At 65.6% G+C, this 15,790-nt stretch carries 17 protein-coding genes; 10 read left to right on the top strand and 7 right to left on the bottom strand.

Annotated elements, in window-relative coordinates; genetic code table 11:
- Window positions 1–69 precede the first annotated feature (69 nt).
- The gene (locus F562_RS20570) at window positions 70–435 is read left to right on the top strand and encodes a hypothetical protein (protein ID WP_083915614.1); all 366 of its coding nucleotides are present in this window, start codon (window positions 70–72) and stop codon (window positions 433–435) included.
- Window positions 432–845: a hypothetical protein gene (locus F562_RS0108670; protein WP_018156559.1), complete on the top strand. Its 414-nt coding sequence runs from the start codon at window positions 432–434 to the stop codon at window positions 843–845. The genes F562_RS20570 and F562_RS0108670 overlap by 4 nt, the downstream gene beginning before the upstream one ends.
- Here F562_RS0108670 and F562_RS0108665 read toward each other — a convergent pair.
- A complete protein-coding gene (locus F562_RS0108665; protein ID WP_245553635.1) occupies window positions 842–1,957 on the bottom strand; it encodes an MBL fold metallo-hydrolase in 1,116 nt (371 codons plus the stop codon). The two genes, F562_RS0108670 and F562_RS0108665, sit on opposite strands and share 4 nt — an antisense overlap.
- Window positions 1,958–2,078: 121 nt before the next feature.
- Between F562_RS0108665 and F562_RS0108660 the strand changes: the two genes are divergently transcribed.
- Entirely contained in the window at window positions 2,079–2,957 is an 879-nt protein-coding gene (locus F562_RS0108660; protein WP_018156557.1) for an ABC transporter ATP-binding protein, read from the top strand.
- Entirely contained in the window at window positions 2,954–4,141 is a 1,188-nt protein-coding gene (locus F562_RS0108655; protein ID WP_018156556.1) for an ABC transporter permease, read from the top strand. Before F562_RS0108660 ends, F562_RS0108655 begins: the two co-directional genes overlap by 4 nt.
- A 9-nt stretch (window positions 4,142–4,150) precedes the next feature.
- On the opposite strand, the gene F562_RS0108650 is transcribed toward F562_RS0108655, so the two are convergent.
- The 5 genes from F562_RS0108650 to glgX form a co-directional block, all read right to left on the bottom strand.
- Window positions 4,151–4,591, bottom strand: coding sequence for an SRPBCC family protein (locus F562_RS0108650; protein ID WP_026181131.1), 441 nt, complete (start codon window positions 4,589–4,591; stop codon window positions 4,151–4,153).
- Between the two features lie 29 nt (window positions 4,592–4,620).
- Entirely contained in the window at window positions 4,621–5,523 is a 903-nt protein-coding gene (locus F562_RS0108645) for a diacylglycerol/lipid kinase family protein (protein ID WP_018156554.1), read from the bottom strand.
- A 66-nt stretch (window positions 5,524–5,589) separates the two neighbouring features.
- Window positions 5,590–6,513 (bottom strand): peroxiredoxin family protein, encoded by a 924-nt coding sequence (locus F562_RS20145; RefSeq protein WP_018156553.1) that lies wholly within the window; start codon window positions 6,511–6,513, stop codon window positions 5,590–5,592.
- 32 nt (window positions 6,514–6,545) lie between these two features.
- Complete coding sequence (locus F562_RS0108635) at window positions 6,546–6,737, bottom strand: hypothetical protein (RefSeq protein WP_018156552.1); 192 nt, start codon at window positions 6,735–6,737, stop codon at window positions 6,546–6,548.
- A gap of 58 nt (window positions 6,738–6,795) precedes the next feature.
- The gene (gene glgX / locus F562_RS0108630; RefSeq protein ID WP_040385271.1) at window positions 6,796–8,925 is read right to left on the bottom strand and encodes a glycogen debranching protein GlgX; all 2,130 of its coding nucleotides are present in this window, start codon (window positions 8,923–8,925) and stop codon (window positions 6,796–6,798) included.
- Window positions 8,926–9,006: 81 nt separating this feature from the next.
- Between glgX and F562_RS0108625 the strand changes: the two genes are divergently transcribed.
- The 4 genes from F562_RS0108625 to F562_RS0108610 all read left to right on the top strand — a co-directional run bounded on the left by F562_RS0108625 (window position 9,007) and on the right by F562_RS0108610 (window position 12,138).
- Window positions 9,007–9,513 carry a hypothetical protein gene (locus F562_RS0108625; RefSeq protein WP_018156550.1) on the top strand — a complete coding sequence of 169 codons (507 nt, stop codon included), beginning with the start codon at window positions 9,007–9,009 and terminating at the stop codon, window positions 9,511–9,513.
- Entirely contained in the window at window positions 9,510–10,298 is a 789-nt protein-coding gene (locus tag F562_RS0108620) for an enoyl-CoA hydratase/isomerase family protein (protein WP_018156549.1), read from the top strand. Before F562_RS0108625 ends, F562_RS0108620 begins: the two co-directional genes overlap by 4 nt.
- A gap of 74 nt (window positions 10,299–10,372) precedes the next feature.
- Window positions 10,373–11,155 (top strand): electron transfer flavoprotein subunit beta/FixA family protein, encoded by a 783-nt coding sequence (locus F562_RS0108615; RefSeq protein ID WP_018156548.1) that lies wholly within the window; start codon window positions 10,373–10,375, stop codon window positions 11,153–11,155.
- Window positions 11,156–11,181: 26 nt separating this feature from the next.
- The gene (locus F562_RS0108610; protein ID WP_018156547.1) at window positions 11,182–12,138 is read left to right on the top strand and encodes an electron transfer flavoprotein subunit alpha/FixB family protein; all 957 of its coding nucleotides are present in this window, start codon (window positions 11,182–11,184) and stop codon (window positions 12,136–12,138) included.
- Between the two features lie 85 nt (window positions 12,139–12,223).
- On the opposite strand, the gene F562_RS0108605 is transcribed toward F562_RS0108610, so the two are convergent.
- On the bottom strand, window positions 12,224–13,390 hold the full coding sequence (locus F562_RS0108605; protein ID WP_156822592.1) for a hypothetical protein: 1,167 nt from the start codon (window positions 13,388–13,390) through the stop codon (window positions 12,224–12,226).
- 104 nt (window positions 13,391–13,494) lie between these two features.
- Here F562_RS0108605 and F562_RS0108600 point away from each other — a divergent pair, with 104 nt between their 5' ends.
- On the top strand, window positions 13,495–14,703 hold the full coding sequence (locus F562_RS0108600; protein ID WP_018156545.1) for a cysteine desulfurase family protein: 1,209 nt from the start codon (window positions 13,495–13,497) through the stop codon (window positions 14,701–14,703).
- On the top strand, window positions 14,700–15,788 hold the full coding sequence (gene mnmA / locus F562_RS0108595; RefSeq protein ID WP_026181129.1) for a tRNA 2-thiouridine(34) synthase MnmA: 1,089 nt from the start codon (window positions 14,700–14,702) through the stop codon (window positions 15,786–15,788). The genes F562_RS0108600 and mnmA overlap by 4 nt, the downstream gene beginning before the upstream one ends.
- Window positions 15,789–15,790 lie beyond the last annotated feature (2 nt).

The raw sequence follows: 15,790 nt of genomic DNA, 5'->3' as shown, positions 1-15,790 counted from the left end.
CTAAGCGACGCCCAGGTGGCTCCTCGGGCACGGGCGGGTGGCTCGGCAGCGGGCGCGTACGCTAGCGGGGTGCTTCCTGCCCTCACCGTCGCGCTGATCGTGGGTCTGTTGGCGGTCGCGGCACTGAGCGGTCTGTCGACCGTGCGTGGACGACAGGTCGACAACCCCACGTTCTATGCCATCTGCCTGGTCGAGTTGCTGTTGGTGATCCAGTTAGTCGTCGGTATCGCCATCAGGGGTGAGGCGCCACACGGCCTGTCGACCGGTCTCTTCGTCGCCTACCTTGCGGGCATGGCAGTAGTGCCACCAGCAGCCTTCTTTTGGGCGCTAGCAGATCGGGAATCTCGCTGGGGGACAGGCGTGCTCACCATCGCCGCACTCGGCCTTATGGTGATGGTCGGCCGACTGGTGCAGATCTGGAATGGGCAGGGATGAGCTATCAAGAACGACGTAGCACCAGTAGTGGCCCAGGGCGGCTCCTGGTCGCGGTTTATGCCCTCTTCGCGCTCGCCGCGACCGGACGCTCCATCCTTCAGATCGTGGAGTACTTCGATCGCGCGCCCCTGGCCTACAGCCTGTCCGCCCTGGCGGCCGTGATCTACCTCGTCGCCACGGTGGCGCTGGCCCGCGGAGACCGCACTTCAGCGCGGGTTGCGCTGATCACCATCTCCGTCGAACTCGCTGGCGTACTCGGCGTGGGTTTGGGGAGTTATCTGCAGCCGGATGCCTTCCCCGACAAGACCGTCTGGTCGCACTTCGGCTCTGGGTACGGGTACGTCCCGCTCTTGCTTCCAGTGCTCGGCCTGTGGTGGCTTCGGCGGACTGGCAACGCTGGCGGGCGCTAAACGATCTCGCGCCACCAGTCGGCTTGATCCTCCGGGAGGTGAGCGATGTCCACGGTCTGGCCCGGCTTGGGAACCACCACGGTGACGCCACGACGTTCGGCTTCGGCTTGAAGGCGTTCCATTGGTTCGGCCCACGGGTGGAACGCGAGATTGAACGTCCCCCAGTGCACCGGAATCATCGTGTCTGCGCGGACATCCAGATGAGTCTGGATGCCTTGCTCTGGGGTCATATGAACGCCCAACCACGAGTTGTCATAGGCGCCGACCTGGATCAGTGACAGGTCGAACGGGCCGTACGCCGCGCCGATGTCAGCGAACTCGGGGAAATATCCGGTGTCGCCGGAGTAGAAGACTTTGCTCTCCGGGCCAATCAGCGCCCAGGATGCCCAGAGGGTGCCGTTTCGGCTCAGCCCGCGCCCAGAAAAATGCTGTGCTGGGGTAGCGATGAGGCGGATGCCCGCCACCGAAACCTCGTCGTGCCAGTCGAGTTCGTCGATTCGGTCGGCGGTCACGCCCCACGTCTCCAGGTGCGCGCCCACGCCCAGCGGGACCACGAACCGGGTCTGCGGCCAGGTTGCGGCCACTTCCTTGATGGAGTCCATGTCCAGGTGGTCGTAGTGGTCGTGCGAGATGACAACAGCGTCAACCGGCGGAAGGTCGCTCAGTGCGAACGGCACCGGATGCAACCGGCGGGGACCGACCTGTTGCGAAGGCGAGCACCGATCACTCCATACGGGGTCCAGCAGGATGACCGTGCCGTCAAGTTGGACCACGGCACTGGAATGTCCGCACCAGGTCAGGTGCGTACCGGTCGATGCGGGGGCCACCGGATGGCTGGAGAGTGGCACGTCGCGGGCGGGACGACGGGACTCCCGGTCGGTCATCAGTTCGCGCAGCGTGCCGGGGAGTGTCCGCAACTCGAGTTCGGCCGGTGCGGATTCGTGCTGATTGTGGAAGGTCCCGTTCGACCACTCCGGCGAGGCCTGCAGGCGTGGCGCTCGACTCCCGAGGTCGCGGCTTCCCATGGCGTCCGGAACTGCTCGTCCCGCGCGGAACATCCAGCCTGCAATGCCGAGACCGCCGAGCGCGGCCGTCATCCGAGGAAACGTCACGATGGAAGTGTCACACTCAGCTCGGTGTGGGAATGACGGGGGCGAGTGCTCGCCGTCCGCAGAGCGCCGAGACAATGGCGCGAGCGTGACCGTAGGACTGACCACTCGAGAGGCTAAGAAAATGCTGGCTGTCGACCACCTCACGCGTCGATTCGGTGATCATGTCGCTGTCGACCAGATCAATTTCGAGGTCCCCGACGGCGAGCTTGTCGGTTTCGTGGGCGGTAACGGGGCGGGCAAGACGACCACCATGCGCATGATGATGGGCGTCCTAGGAGCCCACGGCGGCGGGGTGTTGCTGGACGGACAGCCGGTGACGGCTGCGGACCGACGCAACTTCGGATACATGCCCGAGGAGCGCGGCCTCTACCCCAAGCAGGCGATCCGGGACCAGCTGATCTACCTCGGGCGGCTGCACGGCATGGAGTCCGACGCGGCAACCCGCTCGACCGATGAACTGCTGGAGCGCTTCACGCTGACGGACCGACGTAAGGATGCGCTCGAATCTCTGTCGCTGGGCAACCAGCAACGCGTGCAGATTGCCGCAGCGGTCGTGTCCGAACCTTCGGCCCTCATCCTCGACGAACCCTTCTCCGGGCTCGATCCAGCGGCGGTCGACTCGATGGTCGAGCTCCTGCACGAGCATACGGCCCGCGGCATCCCCATCTTGTTCTCCAGCCACCAACTCGATGTCGTGGAACGGGTATGCGACCGCTTGGTCATCCTTGCCAAGGGAAAAGTCGTCGCCCAGGGGACGGCCGCCGAGCTGCGCGGATCGGCGCCTCTGCGACACCGGCTCACGGTTGAGGGTGATGTCGGTTGGATACGCGACCTTGCCGGGCTAGACGTGCTCAGCGTGGACGGCTCATCGGCGGTGGTTCGCCTCGAGACGCTCACCCCGAATGACCTGTTGCAGAAGGCAATGGGCCGCGGAAGCGTGCTCGAACTCTCCGAGCTGCGACGAAGCGTGTCTGAGATCTACCGCGAGGTGACGGCATGAGCTCCTCCAACACCAACAGTCTGTGGACGCTGGTCGCCAAGCGCGAGATCAGTCTCAAACTCCGTGACAAGGGGTTTTTGCTGTCTTTCGCCGTGATGATCGTCATGGTCCTGGCAAGTTTTGGGCTCTCCACCCTGCTGTCTGGGCAGAGCGAGAGCGTGACGGTTGCCGTGCAGAATGCCGATGCGGAGAAGGTGGTGAAGCAAGCGGGCACGTTGGCCGCGGCTGATAGCGACGAACTCACGATCACGCCGTCGACGACTGCCAACAGCGCCGCCGTTCGGGAGAAGTTGACCTCGGAGGCCGCTGACCTGGCCTTGGTGCCCGGCAAAGATGGAGCCTTGACCCTCGTCGGACTGGAGTCGACTGACAGTGACGCCACGCCATTCTTGGAGCAGGCCTACGCGAGTGACCGCCTCGCCAAGAACGCCAAGGACGCTGGTACGACCGTGGCGGCGCTCACCGCAGGGAGTGACCTCGGGACCCAAACGTTGGAGCCGGATTCGGTGTCTAGCGTGGTCGTACGCATCGCGGGATTCGTCTTCGCCTTCGCCTTCTTCATGTCATCGGTGCTGTTCGGACTGTTCATTGCCCAGTCCGTCGTGGCGGAGAAGGAGAACCGGATCGTAGAGATCCTGGCGGGTCTGCTGCCGATTCGGCAGTTGCTCATCGGCAAGATCGCGGGCAACACCGTGCTCGCGGTAGGTCAGTTGGTGATTTTCGTCCTCGTCGGTCTAGTGGGCGCCCGAGTCACTGGGCTGGCGGCCGATATTCCGGGGATCGGCAGCGCGGGCCTGTGGTTCGTCGCCTTCTACCTCGTCGGCTTCGTCGCGCTGGCCGCACTGTGGGCGGCAGCCGGGGCGCTCGCAACCCGAAACGAAGACCTCCAGCAGACTCAGAACCCCGTCATGATGCTCCTGACGCTGGTGTTATTCGCCGGGATCTACGTTCCCGAGAGCTTCCAACGGCTCGCGTCGTTCGTGCCGATGGTCAACGTCGTGGCGATGCCGACGCGCCTTGTCGCGGGCGACGTGCCCGTCTGGGAACCGTTGGTGTCGTTGGTCATTCTGGGCCTCGCAGGGGCGGCGCTGGTCCTGCTGGCCGAGAAGGTCTATCGCCGATCGCTGATGCAGACCGGTGGCCGGCTGACCATGCGTCAGGCGCTCAAGGCTGGCGACGCATAGCGCCGTGCGCTACTGGGCGTAGGTGCCCAGGCCGCGCATACCCGATCGCATCATGGCGGTGTGGTTGAGCGTCAGAATCGGGCGGACAGCAGCGGCGATCGGACCAACGCCGCGTTTGGCTACGTGGCACTCCTGCTCGTAGGCCACCTGCGACAGTGCCGACCCGCTAGCGCTCACGCGGGTCTCGATCCACCCCACGAGGTCGCCGTCGAGACCGGCTCTAAAGGTGCCCGCTTCCACGTCATCGACCTGCGCAATCAGGGTGAGCCGCAACGTCATAGGCAGCAGGCTACGGATCGTGACCAGACCGCGCTCTGCGTCGATGCGCTCCACGGAACGAATCTGCGGCCACCACTGTGGCCAGTGGTCGGCATCGCGTAAGGCCGCCACCACACGGTCACGGGGAGCTGCGACGGGGTATTCGCCGGCGAAGCGGAAGAGGTGCGCCACCTCGTCAGCGTAGGGGTGTGGCCGCGTTGTCACGCTCGTATACGCAGCGCGCGCGAGTCGACCCGCACCCGCAAGTGCGTCACTTCGCGGATGATGTCGCCGTCGACCTGCATTGACCGTGGTGTGCTGGTGGTGAGGTCGAACTCCCGGGCGGAGACATGGCGGACCTGCACGTTATTGCTGCGCTTGCTCAGAACCTGAAACACCAGGCGCCCCCAGTCGGGAAAGGAACCTGCGAGCAAGAGTGCCGCGTCCAAGCGGCCGTCATCGACCTCGGCGAGGGGCATGAGCCGTACGCCACCGGTGAGCGTGCCGCAGTTGCCGATGATCACGCTCGTCAGGGGAGCAGTGCCCAAGTCGTGGCCGTCGGCGACGACGCGGGTTTCGACGGGTTTGGTGCGCAGATGCCGCGCGCTGGCCACGACGTAGGCCATCCACCCCAGGCGGGCTTTCAGTGCCTCCGGTGTCTCGCCCAACATGTCCGCCTCGAGACCGATCCCGGCCATCACCAGGAAGACCTGCTCCTCAGCGACGCCGTTGCGGTGAAACTCAGCCACGCCGACGTCGATGCTGCGTTCGCGGCCATCGATGGCGCGGCGGACGCCGTCGACGTAACGCCGGCGTACGGGCACCTTGAGATTGCGGGCGAGCAGATTTCCGGTGCCAGCAGGAAGCAGGCCCATCGTGACCCCGGTGCCGCGCAGCGCCCCCGCCACGCAGCGCACCGTGCCATCGCCGCCCACCGGCAGGACCAGATCGACGCCCTGCGCCACTGCCTCCCGGCCCTGGCCGAATCCAGGGTCATCGACGGTCGTCTCAAGCCACAACGGGGGCGCCCATCCGCACTGACGGAAGGCACCCTCAATGTCCGCGCGCAATCGCGCTGGCCGCCGCACTTTGGTCGGGTTAGCTATGACTGCTGCCCGCTGCATGCTGCGCCCTTCTCGTCCTGGTGGTGATGGTGATTCCGTCGATGCCGCGGTGGCAACGTACACGCCTTAATCGCGGGGGAGGTGGGCGCCGTGGCTGATCAGCAGGTCTTCGATCTTGCCTCGCCCGCTGACCGCACCCGAGCCAGTCGGATTCTGCGAGTTGATCAGGACCGCAGCCGGGGCGGCACGCACGCCGACGGCGTTCGCGACCGCGCGGTCGTGGTCGTACCAGGCGTAGGGAGCGAGCGGCTCAAAGCGCTCGCGGGTTGCGAAGGCCTCCGGTCGGCCCAAGAAAACGGGCTGGAGATCGAGGCCCTCGGGGAGCGCGTTGGGCCACCAACGGAACCGGTCCACTAAGTCATGGCACGCCGCGCACGAGGAACTGAAGAACACCAGCACCGCCGGTGGATCTTCGAACTCTGCAAGGGGGATGGGCGCACCATCCACATCATGCAAAGTGAGTTGTTCAGTGGCCGCTTGTCGGGCCTTTTGGGACCGGATTCGTAGCCACGCCGCGGCCACCACCAGGAGGACAGCCGCCACCACGCGAGTGACGAGGGATGGGTCGGCAGACGGCAACAGCACGGGTGCGCCGACGACCAGCAGCGCGGACAGGAGCAGTACGGCGTTTCGGGCGATCGTCCGGCCGGTGACTGGCCCTGCGCTCAGGTCACCAAAACAGTGACACTCTACGGCCCACCGCCCGTGAACAGCGCGGGAGACGATGAACAGGTACACCAGATGGATGCCCGCTGCGAGCAGCGCCGCCGTGGTGCGGACGGCACCGGTGCCCAGGAGCACCGCCAGGCCGATCAGAACCTCGACAATCGGCACCGCGTGGGCAAGACCGGGGCGGACTAGTCGCTCGGGGACCCGCAGTTCGCGCATCGCTCGGACGACGAGGGTCGGTTGCCCAAGTTTGAGGATGCCGCTCAGGAGCAGGCTGCCACCAGCGAGCGCCGCCGCAAGCAGGAGAAACGCCGAGGTCATGGATCGTCAGACGACGGTGAGTGGTGAAAGGCTCACTGCTCGATCTGGTGCGGTGTGTGGGTGGAGAAGGTGCCGCTGGCGCCCTCGGGCTGATCGGAGAAGTCCGACGGGGTGCGCCCCGGGCTGCCCTTTCCACGAACCAGACCAGATGCCCACATCGGTACGCCGACCAGGCAGACGAGGAAGGCCACGGTCACAATGACGCCGGTGAGGAAGTCGATCACCGGCCCATCGTAGCCCGGCGCCGTGCGAGGCGAGAAGCCCAGGAGGTGGGTCGCCTCCTCAAATGCGCTCGAACACCAGGAGGCTGGCCGGATCCACCGCGATCGGAGCGCCCGGTTCTGCCGTGACGTCAGGCACCGCATCCGGCCGTTCGGCAACGCTGCTCCATCGCAACTGCCACTGCGTCACACCATCGTGCTTGGGCAGGACAATCTCTGCAGGGGCCGCGTCCCCGTGCAAGACCAGGAGTACCTGAGTGTCACCGACGTCCTGGCCGTCGAAGACGACCTGCAGAGTGCGCAGGTCGGCAGAGTGCCAGTCCTCCGTCGTGAGCAGCGCCCCGTCGTTTCGGTGCCAGCACAGCGCCGCACGTTCGTCACCGGCTTCCGGCTCGCCTGGAAAGAAGTGCCGCTGCCGCAGCACCGGGTGGTCCCGACGGAACCGAGCGAGCGTGGCGGTGGTATCGACCAGGTCCTGCTGCCATGGTTCCAAACTCCAGTCGTACCAACTGATCTCGTTGTCCTGGCAGTACGGATTGTTGTTACCCCCTTGGCTCCGGCCCATCTCGTCGCCGCCGACGATCATCGGGACCCCCGAGGACAGCAACAGGGTGGCCAGGAGATTGCGCTGGGTACGTCGTCGCATGATCGCGATCGGGTCGTCAGGCTCGGCAGGGCCCTCGACGCCATGGTTCCACGACCGGTTGTCACCCGTGCCGTCGCGGTTGTCCTCGCCGTTGGCTTCGTTGTGCTTGTCGTTGTAGGCGGTCAGATCCGCAATCGTGAAACCGTCATGGGCCGTCACGAGATTGATCGACGCCATCGGTCCGCGCCGAGACGCGGCAAAGAGATCGGCCGAACCGGCGAGCCGCGTCGCGAGTTCGCGCACCCCATGACCGCTCTGGCCCGCCGCCGAACGGGCAACATCGGGGAGCCAGAAGGTGCGTACCGTGTCGCGATATTTGTCGTTCCACTCCGCAAATGGTGGCGGGAACTGGCCCGTACGCCACCCGTCCGGCCCGACATCCCATGGCTCGGCGATGAGCTTGACCTGCGATAGCACCGGGTCGCTGCGCAACGCCATCAGGAGCGGATTGTCTGGGTGGTACGCACCGCTCTTCCCCCGACCCAGCGCCACCGCCAGGTCGAACCGGAAGCCGTCGACATGCATCTCCTGCACCCAATAGCGCAACGAGTCCAGCACCATTCGCATCGGAATCGGGTGGCGCACGTCGATGGTGTTTCCGCACCCGGTGACGTCCTCATCCCGGCCATGCTGATCCAGGCGGTAATACGCTCGATTGTCGAACCCGCGCCAGGACAACGTCGCCCCGCCTGCTGCGCTCTGCTCCCCGGTGTGGTTGTAGACCACATCAAGGATCACCTCGATTCCGGCGCTATGCAGGATTTTGACCATGCCCTTGAATTCCTCGACCGCGCATTGCGGATCGGCGGTTGAGGCATAGCGGGCGTGCGGCGCGAAGAAGCCGAGGGTGTTGTACCCCCAATAGTTGGTCAGGCCGCGCTGGACCAGGGCTGGCTCGTGGGTAAAGGCATGGACCGGGAGCAGTTCAACGGCCGTCGCTCCGACGCGGTGCAGGTGAGCCACCATCGCGGGATGTGCCACCCCGGCATACGTCCCGCGCAGGTGATCAGGAACTCCCGGAAGGGTCCGGGTCAGGCCCACGACATGCGCCTCGTAGAGCACGCTGTCGGGCCAGGAGTGTTGTGGGCGGTGATCGTCGCCCCAATCGAAATCGGTGTTCACGACCACGCTGCGGGGGACGTACGGTGCGCTGTCGCGGTCATCACGAATGTCACCGTCACCACTCAACGAGTCATCGACGACATGGCCGAAAACCTCTGGGCGCCAATCGACTTCGCCACTGATTGCGTAGGCGTAAGGGTCGACCAACAACTTCGCCGGGTTGTACCGGTGGCCCTCGGCCGGTGCCCACGGTCCATCGACTCGATAGCCGTAACGCTGCCCGGAGCCGACACCGTCAACCCACACCGACCACGCGCCGTGGGCATGTTCGCGCATCGGGATGCGGCGCTCTTGATCGTCGGTGTCCAAGCACAGAGCGACTGCCTCGGCATGCCCGGCGTAGACACAAAATTGCACCCCGCCGTCAGCGCAGTGCGCACCGTAGGGCGGGGGAGCGTCAGGGAAACGGCGCGGAGCAGGCATGGAGCGAAACTGTAAGTGAGAGCCAAACGTGGCCTCACACCGTGTGTCATCCAGGGAGCGCAACCCGTTACGTTGGGGACTATGACTGATCCCACTTCACTACCCAACTTCCCGCCGCCGTCCGATGAGTCCCCGCTGCGCGGACGCGTCCTCGACGTTCTCCAGGACGAAGGCTTCCGACCCGATATCGACGAAGACGGCGACGTCAGTTTCAAGGCGCAGGGCAACCAGTTGTTCGTGAAATGCATGGATGGCGAAGTTCCCCTGATGCGCGTCTTTGGCCAGTGGCAGATAGCCGACGATCAGCCACAGGACTTGACCAAGTGGCTGAACGCCTGCAACGACGTGAGCCTCTCGCTCAACATCATCAAGACGGGGATCGCTGGCGGCACGCTGGTCGTGACGGGCGAGCACCTGGTTCACCCAGGATCCGACCTCAAGATGCTGATCCAGTCGACCGTCCAGATGCTCCTACAGGCCGTGGGTATGTGGCACTCGTCGGTGACCGGTGGGGACAGTGACCACGTCGCGACGGGCGGGCAGCCGCAGTTCTTGCAGGAGCCGCCCGCCGAAGGTGATGCGCAGTGACCCAATTCGGGGAGTTCGTCTCGACGCATGTCGAGGACGGCATCGCGACGCTGCGCATCGATCGTCCAAAACTCAACCCGCTCAACGCCGCCATCCAGGAAGGCATTCTGGAAGCAGCGCACGAGGTGAGTGACGACGACGCCGTGAGTGCGGTCATCGTCTACGGCGGCGAGCGGTCGTTTGCTGCCGGCGCCGACATCAAAGAGATGGAGGCCATGACCTACGCCGACATGGTCAAGCGCTCGGGCCGGCTCAGCGCCTGCTTCAGCGCGGTGGCACAGATCCCGAAGCCCACCGTCGCAGCCATCGAGGGATTTGCCCTGGGTGGCGGGTGCGAACTGGCGCTGACCTGTGACTTCCGCATCGCGGGCGAAGGCGCCAAGTTGGGCCAGCCCGAGGTGCTGCTGGGAGTCATCCCCGGAGCGGGCGGCACCCAGCGGTTGACCCGCCTTGTGGGCCCAGCGCGGGCCAAGGACCTCGTCTTCTCCGGTCGCTTCGTCGAGGCCGACGAGGCGCTCGCGATGGGTCTGGTCGATCAGGTTGTCCCCGCGGGCGAGGTCTACGCCGCGGCGCAGCGTCGGATGTCGTCGTACGTCGGTGCAGCGAGCCTGGCGATCCGGGCGGCCAAAGAAGCCATCGACCGTGGCCAGGACGTCGACCTCGACACCGGACTGGCGATGGAATCGCAACTCTTTGCCGGGTTGTTCGCGACCGAAGACCGGGCCACCGGCATGCGGTCGTTTGTCGAAGAAGGTCCGGGCAAGGCCCGGTTCTCCGGCCGCTGAGCGGTCGCTTAGTTCGCGTCAGTAGGATATGCCGCGGAGCCACGTAGCATCCCGAAGAAAGTGAGACGCGCGAGATGAACATCGTCGTCTGTGTGAAGCATGTGCCCGACGCTCAAAGCGATCGCACCTTCACCGAAGACAACACGACTGACCGGGAGGGCGTCGACGGACTGCTCTCCGAACTCGACGAGTACGCCGTGGAGGCGGCGCTGCAGATCGTCGACGGAGACGAAGGCAGCGAAGTCACCGTCCTGACTGTGGGGCCGGGCCAGGCGGCGGACGCCGTGAAGAAGGCGCTGCAGATGGGCGCTCACAAGGCCGTTCACGTCAGCGATGAAGCCATCGCTGGTTCGGACGCGCCAGCCACCTCGCTGGTGCTCGCTGAAGCTATCAAGAAGATCGGTAACCCCGATCTGGTGCTCATGGGCCTGGCGTCGACGGACGGCACGATGAGTGTCGTCCCGGCGATGGTCGCTGAGCGACTTGGCCTCCCACAGGTCACCCAGGTCTCGACCATCGAGGTCAACGACGGCAGCGTGAGCGGTCGCCGTGACGGCGATGTCGCGAGCGAGACGATCGAGGCGTCGTTGCCTGCGGTCGTGTCGGTGACTGACCAGACCAACGAGCCGCGCTACCCCTCCTTCAAGGGGATCATGGCCGCAAAGAAGAAGCCGGTCGAGACGTGGTCGTTGAGCGATATCGGTGTGGACGCTGGTCAGGTTGGCCTGGAGGCCTCCTGGACCAAGGTGCTCTCCTTCGCGGCGCGTCCGCCCCGTGAACAGGGTGAGATTGTGACCGATGAAGGCGACGGCGGCACCAAGCTCGCCGAATTCCTGTCCGCCCAGAAGTTCGTCTGAGTCGGACGAGGAAGAGGAGAACTCCCATGGCTGAAGTACTCGTCCTGGTCGACCACGAAGGTGGTCAGGTCAAGAAGAACACTGCCGAACTCCTGACGTTGGCTCGTCAGTTCGGCACCCCGTCGGCAATCTTTGTCGGCAGCGAAGTTGAGGCGGCGCGTCCGCGTCTGGCGCAGTTCGGCGCCGACAAGGTTTACGTCGTCGATCACTCCGACCTTTCGGACTACCTGGTGGCCCCGTTGGCCGAGGCACTGGCCGCGGTCGTCGAGCAGGCCAAGCCTGCCGCCGTCCTGCTGCCGGCGAGCCCCGACAACAACGAAGCGGCTGCCCGCCTGGCGGTCAAGACCGGCTCGGGCCTGATTACCAACGCGGGTGCCGTGGAAGGCAGCGAAGGCGACGTCACCACGACGCAGTCGGTGTTCGCTGGGTCCTACACCGTGAAGTCGCAGGTCACGACTGGCACGCCGATCGTGACCGTCAAGCCCAACACGGTGCCGCCGAAGGCCGCGCAGGCCGGGGCCACCGTGGTGCCCGTTGACTTCACCGTCAGCGATGCAGCCAAGGGAGCGAAGGTCACGGAGCGTAAGCCCAAGGAGAAGTCGGGCCGCCCCGAGTTGACCGAGGCCGCCATCGTGGTCTCTGGTGGCCGGGGAACCGGCGGCGACTTCTCACCTGTCGAAGGTTTCGCCGACACCCTCGGTGCTGCTGTGGGCGCTTCGCGTGCCGCGGTCGATGCCGGGTGGTACCCGCACAGCAGCCAGGTCGGGCAGACCGGCAAGCAGGTTTCACCGCAGTTGTACGTCGCGTGTGGCATCTCCGGTGCCATCCAGCACCGCGCGGGCATGCAGACGTCCAAGACGATCATCGCGATCAACAAGGACGACGAGGCACCGATCTTCGAATTGGTTGATTTCGGTGTCGTCGGTGACCTGTTTACCGTGTTGCCGCAAGCCGATGAAGCGGTCAAGAAGGGCCGTTCCTGACGATCACAGCCCCGACGTCATACGTGCGCCCGCCCCACATCTGGGGCGGGCGCACGTATGTCTGCGGGTCGCGGAACCCGTACGTCTACGGAGTGCTCAAGGGCGTAGGCGTCGAGGCCGGCGCGGATGAGGACGGTGCCGCCGAGCCTGAGGTTGACGGGCTCGCCGAACTTGATGGGCTCGGCTTCGGCTTCGGCCTGCCGGTCGGGTACGGCGCCTTCTCCTTGGGGTCGTGCCAGCCCGCATCACCGGTGGTGGTGGAGGTGTCTGCCCGGTGGATCACCTGCAACTTCTTCACCTGATCCGCCGCGCCCTTAGGGGCCCAGAAGATCAAGGTGTAGGTCTGGCTCTGACCAGACTGGATGAGGTCAGTGGTCAGCGTCTCGCCCTCAGTGCCAAGGGGGGCGTATCGGCACAGGCTGCCCTCGCCATCGACCATCTGAAACATGTTGCGATCGACGAAAGCCGCGGATCCCAGCGCCTCGATTTTGACCTTGACGGCCAGCCCATCGACATCGTTGGGGTGTTTGCTGCTCGGGTTGAGGGGTTTCACCGTCGGCTTCTCGACGGTGATCCGCATCTGCGCACCCTCTGAGCCCACGACCTCGGACTCACCCCAGTCCTCGCGCTCGATCTCTCCGAGTTTCATCGGTGAGGTCCGCCCGGGAGCGCAGGAGGTGGCTGCGTTAGCCGACGGCGCGACGCCCTGGCGCGACCACTCCGCGTCGGCCGCGGGCGACGCCGGGTCATCGGCATACATCACGGTGTACTTCGAGAGTTGGGCATCGTCCGGAACAAGGAAGGACACCTTGCCGGAGGCGGACTCTGCCTCATCGATCTCGCCCACCGGTAGTGGTGACTTGACCGCATTGGTGCGCGGTCGGGTGCACTGCCGGCCTTTCTCGTCGATCAACATCACCGAGTCAGGGGTGACCGCAAAAATGCCGTTGGTCAGAACCCGGGCGTGGATAGAGATGGTCGCGACCGACCAACCCTCGGCGCCGCTGGAGGCTTTGGTCAGTTGCGGAGCAGCGGCCTGGATGCCGACGGCCTTGCCCTCACCCACGGAGGCCACCGATTCAAAGGCCTGCTTGGTGCCTTTAAAGGTCGGTGCCTTCTTGCCGTCACACCCTGTCGGCTTGGTGGGGCTCGGAGACGCGTCGGGCCCAGAGTCGGACGAGCAGGCGCCGGTGACGGCAACCAACGACATTAGGCTCGCCGTTGCCAGGAGACGGCGGGAAGCGGAGCGCATGAAAAACCTCGGATGATCGGCGGAGTCAAAGGACAGTGTGACAAATGTGTCCGCCGCATGGTGCGGGCCGGTGGTTGCCGCGTGGCGGGACGTACGATGTGAGGGTGTCTGTCGAGCCCGTATACCTCGATCACGCGGCCACGACGGCGGTACGTCCGGACGTGGTCGATGAGATCGCCACGACCATGCGCCACCTGGGTAATCCTTCGGCACTGCACGCCAGTGGCCGGCTGGCTCGCCGCACGGTCGAGGAATCGCGCGAGCGCATCGCCCAGGCTCTCGATGCCCGGCCCTCTGAGGTGATCTTCACCTCTGGTGGCACCGAGGCAGACAATCTCGCCGTCGTCGGCGGCTTCCGTGCTCGCCGCGCCGCCGATCCCCAGCGGACGACCGTGGCCGCGAGCACGATTGAGCACCATGCAGTCCTCGACTCTGCTGAATATCTCCTCGAACACGAAGCCGCCACGGTTCGGTGGCTAGAGGTTGATGGCACCGGCCGGGTACGTCTTGATGTCGCCAGTGACCTGCTTGCCGAGCATGCCGCAGAGCTCGCGATCATCAGCGTGATGTGGGCCAACAACGAAGTGGGCACGGTCCAGCCCATTCGCCAACTCGCCGATCTGGCTCAGGAGGCGGGCGTTCCGGTGCATACCGACGCGGTTCAGGCGGTGGGCCAGGTTCCGGTTTCGTTCGCTAAGTCCGGTGTCGATCTATTGAGCCTGACGGGGCACAAGCTGGGCGGTCCGGTCGGTACCGGCGCGCTTCTGGCCCGCCGTGACGCGCAGGTCCAGCCGCTGACCTTTGGCGGGGGACAAGAACGCCAGTTGCGTTCCGGCACCCTTGACGCCGCCGGAATCGCCGGTTTCGCCCTAGCGGTCGAGCGTTCTGTTGCCGAACGCGAATCCAACGCGCATCGCATTGGAGCGCTGCGTGATCGGCTGGTGAAGGGAGCCCTGGATCTCGGCATCGGGGTCGAGGTGAGCGGCGCGTACACCGCGGGGGAGACCACCGACCGGCTTGCGGGCAACGCTCATCTGCGAGTTACGGGTTGTGAGGGTGACTCCCTGCTCTACCTGCTCGATGCGGCCGGAATCGCCTGCTCGACCGGCTCGGCCTGCACTGCCGGGGTGCCCCGCCCCAGCCATGTGCTGCTCGCGATGGGCATCCCCGAAGAAGATGCTCGGGGAGCCCTGCGGCTGTCCCTCGGACATACCTCATCCCAGGATGACGTCGACCGGTTCCTGGCTGCGTTGCCCGCCGCGGTGACCCGTGCCCGAAGCGCCGTCGATGCCAGCCGTCGGAGCAGCGCATGAGAATCGTGGCAGCCATGAGTGGCGGTGTGGATTCGGCGGTGGCGGCCGCTCGGATGCTCGACGCCGGGTATGACGTCGTGGGCGTACACCTCGCGCTCTCTCAGTCGGCGGCAACGTTGCGCGAGTCAGCGCGCGGGTGCTGCACCATCGAGGACGCGGGCGATGCGCGGCGGGTTGCGGACCGACTCGGCATCCCGTTCTACGTCTGGGATATGGCCGACCGCTTTCGCGAGGACGTCATGGAGGACTTCGTCGCCGAGTATGCCGCCGGCCGCACTCCCAACCCCTGCCTGCGCTGCAATGAACGCATCAAGTTCGCGGCACTCCTGGACAAGGCGCTTGCGTTGGGCTTCGACGGAGTCGCCACCGGCCACTACGCCCAGATCGTGGAGGGCCCCGACGGGCGGGAATTGCACCGCGCTGTCGACCCGGCCAAGGACCAGTCCTACGTCCTGGGAGTGCTGACCGCCGACCAACTCGCCCGAGCCCATTTTCCGCTCGGCGACACCACGAAGCCCCAGATCCGCGAGGAAGCGGCCGCCCGAGGCTTCTCGGTGGCGAAGAAGCCGGACAGCCACGACATCTGTTTTATCGCCGATGGCGATACCAAGGGTTGGTTGACCAAGCGCCTCGGTGAACAGCCGGGGGACATCGTCGACACTGAAGGCGACGTGGTCGGCCGCCATGAAGGGGCCTATGCCTACACCGTGGGGCAGCGCCGCGGGTTGGGCCTGAAGGTGCCACGCGAGGATCACGCGAAGAGGTACGTCGTCGAGGTTCAGCCGGAGCGCAATACCGTCGTGGTTGGCACGGCAGAGTTGCTCGGTGTCGACCACATCGAGGGCGCCGATGCCCGGTGGTGTGGGGCACTGCCCGAGGGTGAGTCCACGTTCGGTGCCCAGGTACGCGCCCATGGCGAAGAGATTCCGTGTCGAGCCTGGCGTGACGGCGAGGGCGTTCAGGTCCACCTCGAGCGTCGGATCCGGGGTGTGGCTCCCGGGCAGTCCGTCGTGCTTTATGGCGGAACCCGAGTCGTCGGTTCGGCAACGATCCGCCAGGTCGGGCGGATTGGCGCTCCGGGGTAGCG

It is taken from the genome of Demetria terragena DSM 11295 (genome assembly GCF_000376825.1).
Classification (GTDB): Bacteria; Actinomycetota; Actinomycetes; order Actinomycetales; family Dermatophilaceae; genus Demetria; species Demetria terragena.
This window is presented reverse-complemented; position numbering and strand designations above follow the sequence as displayed.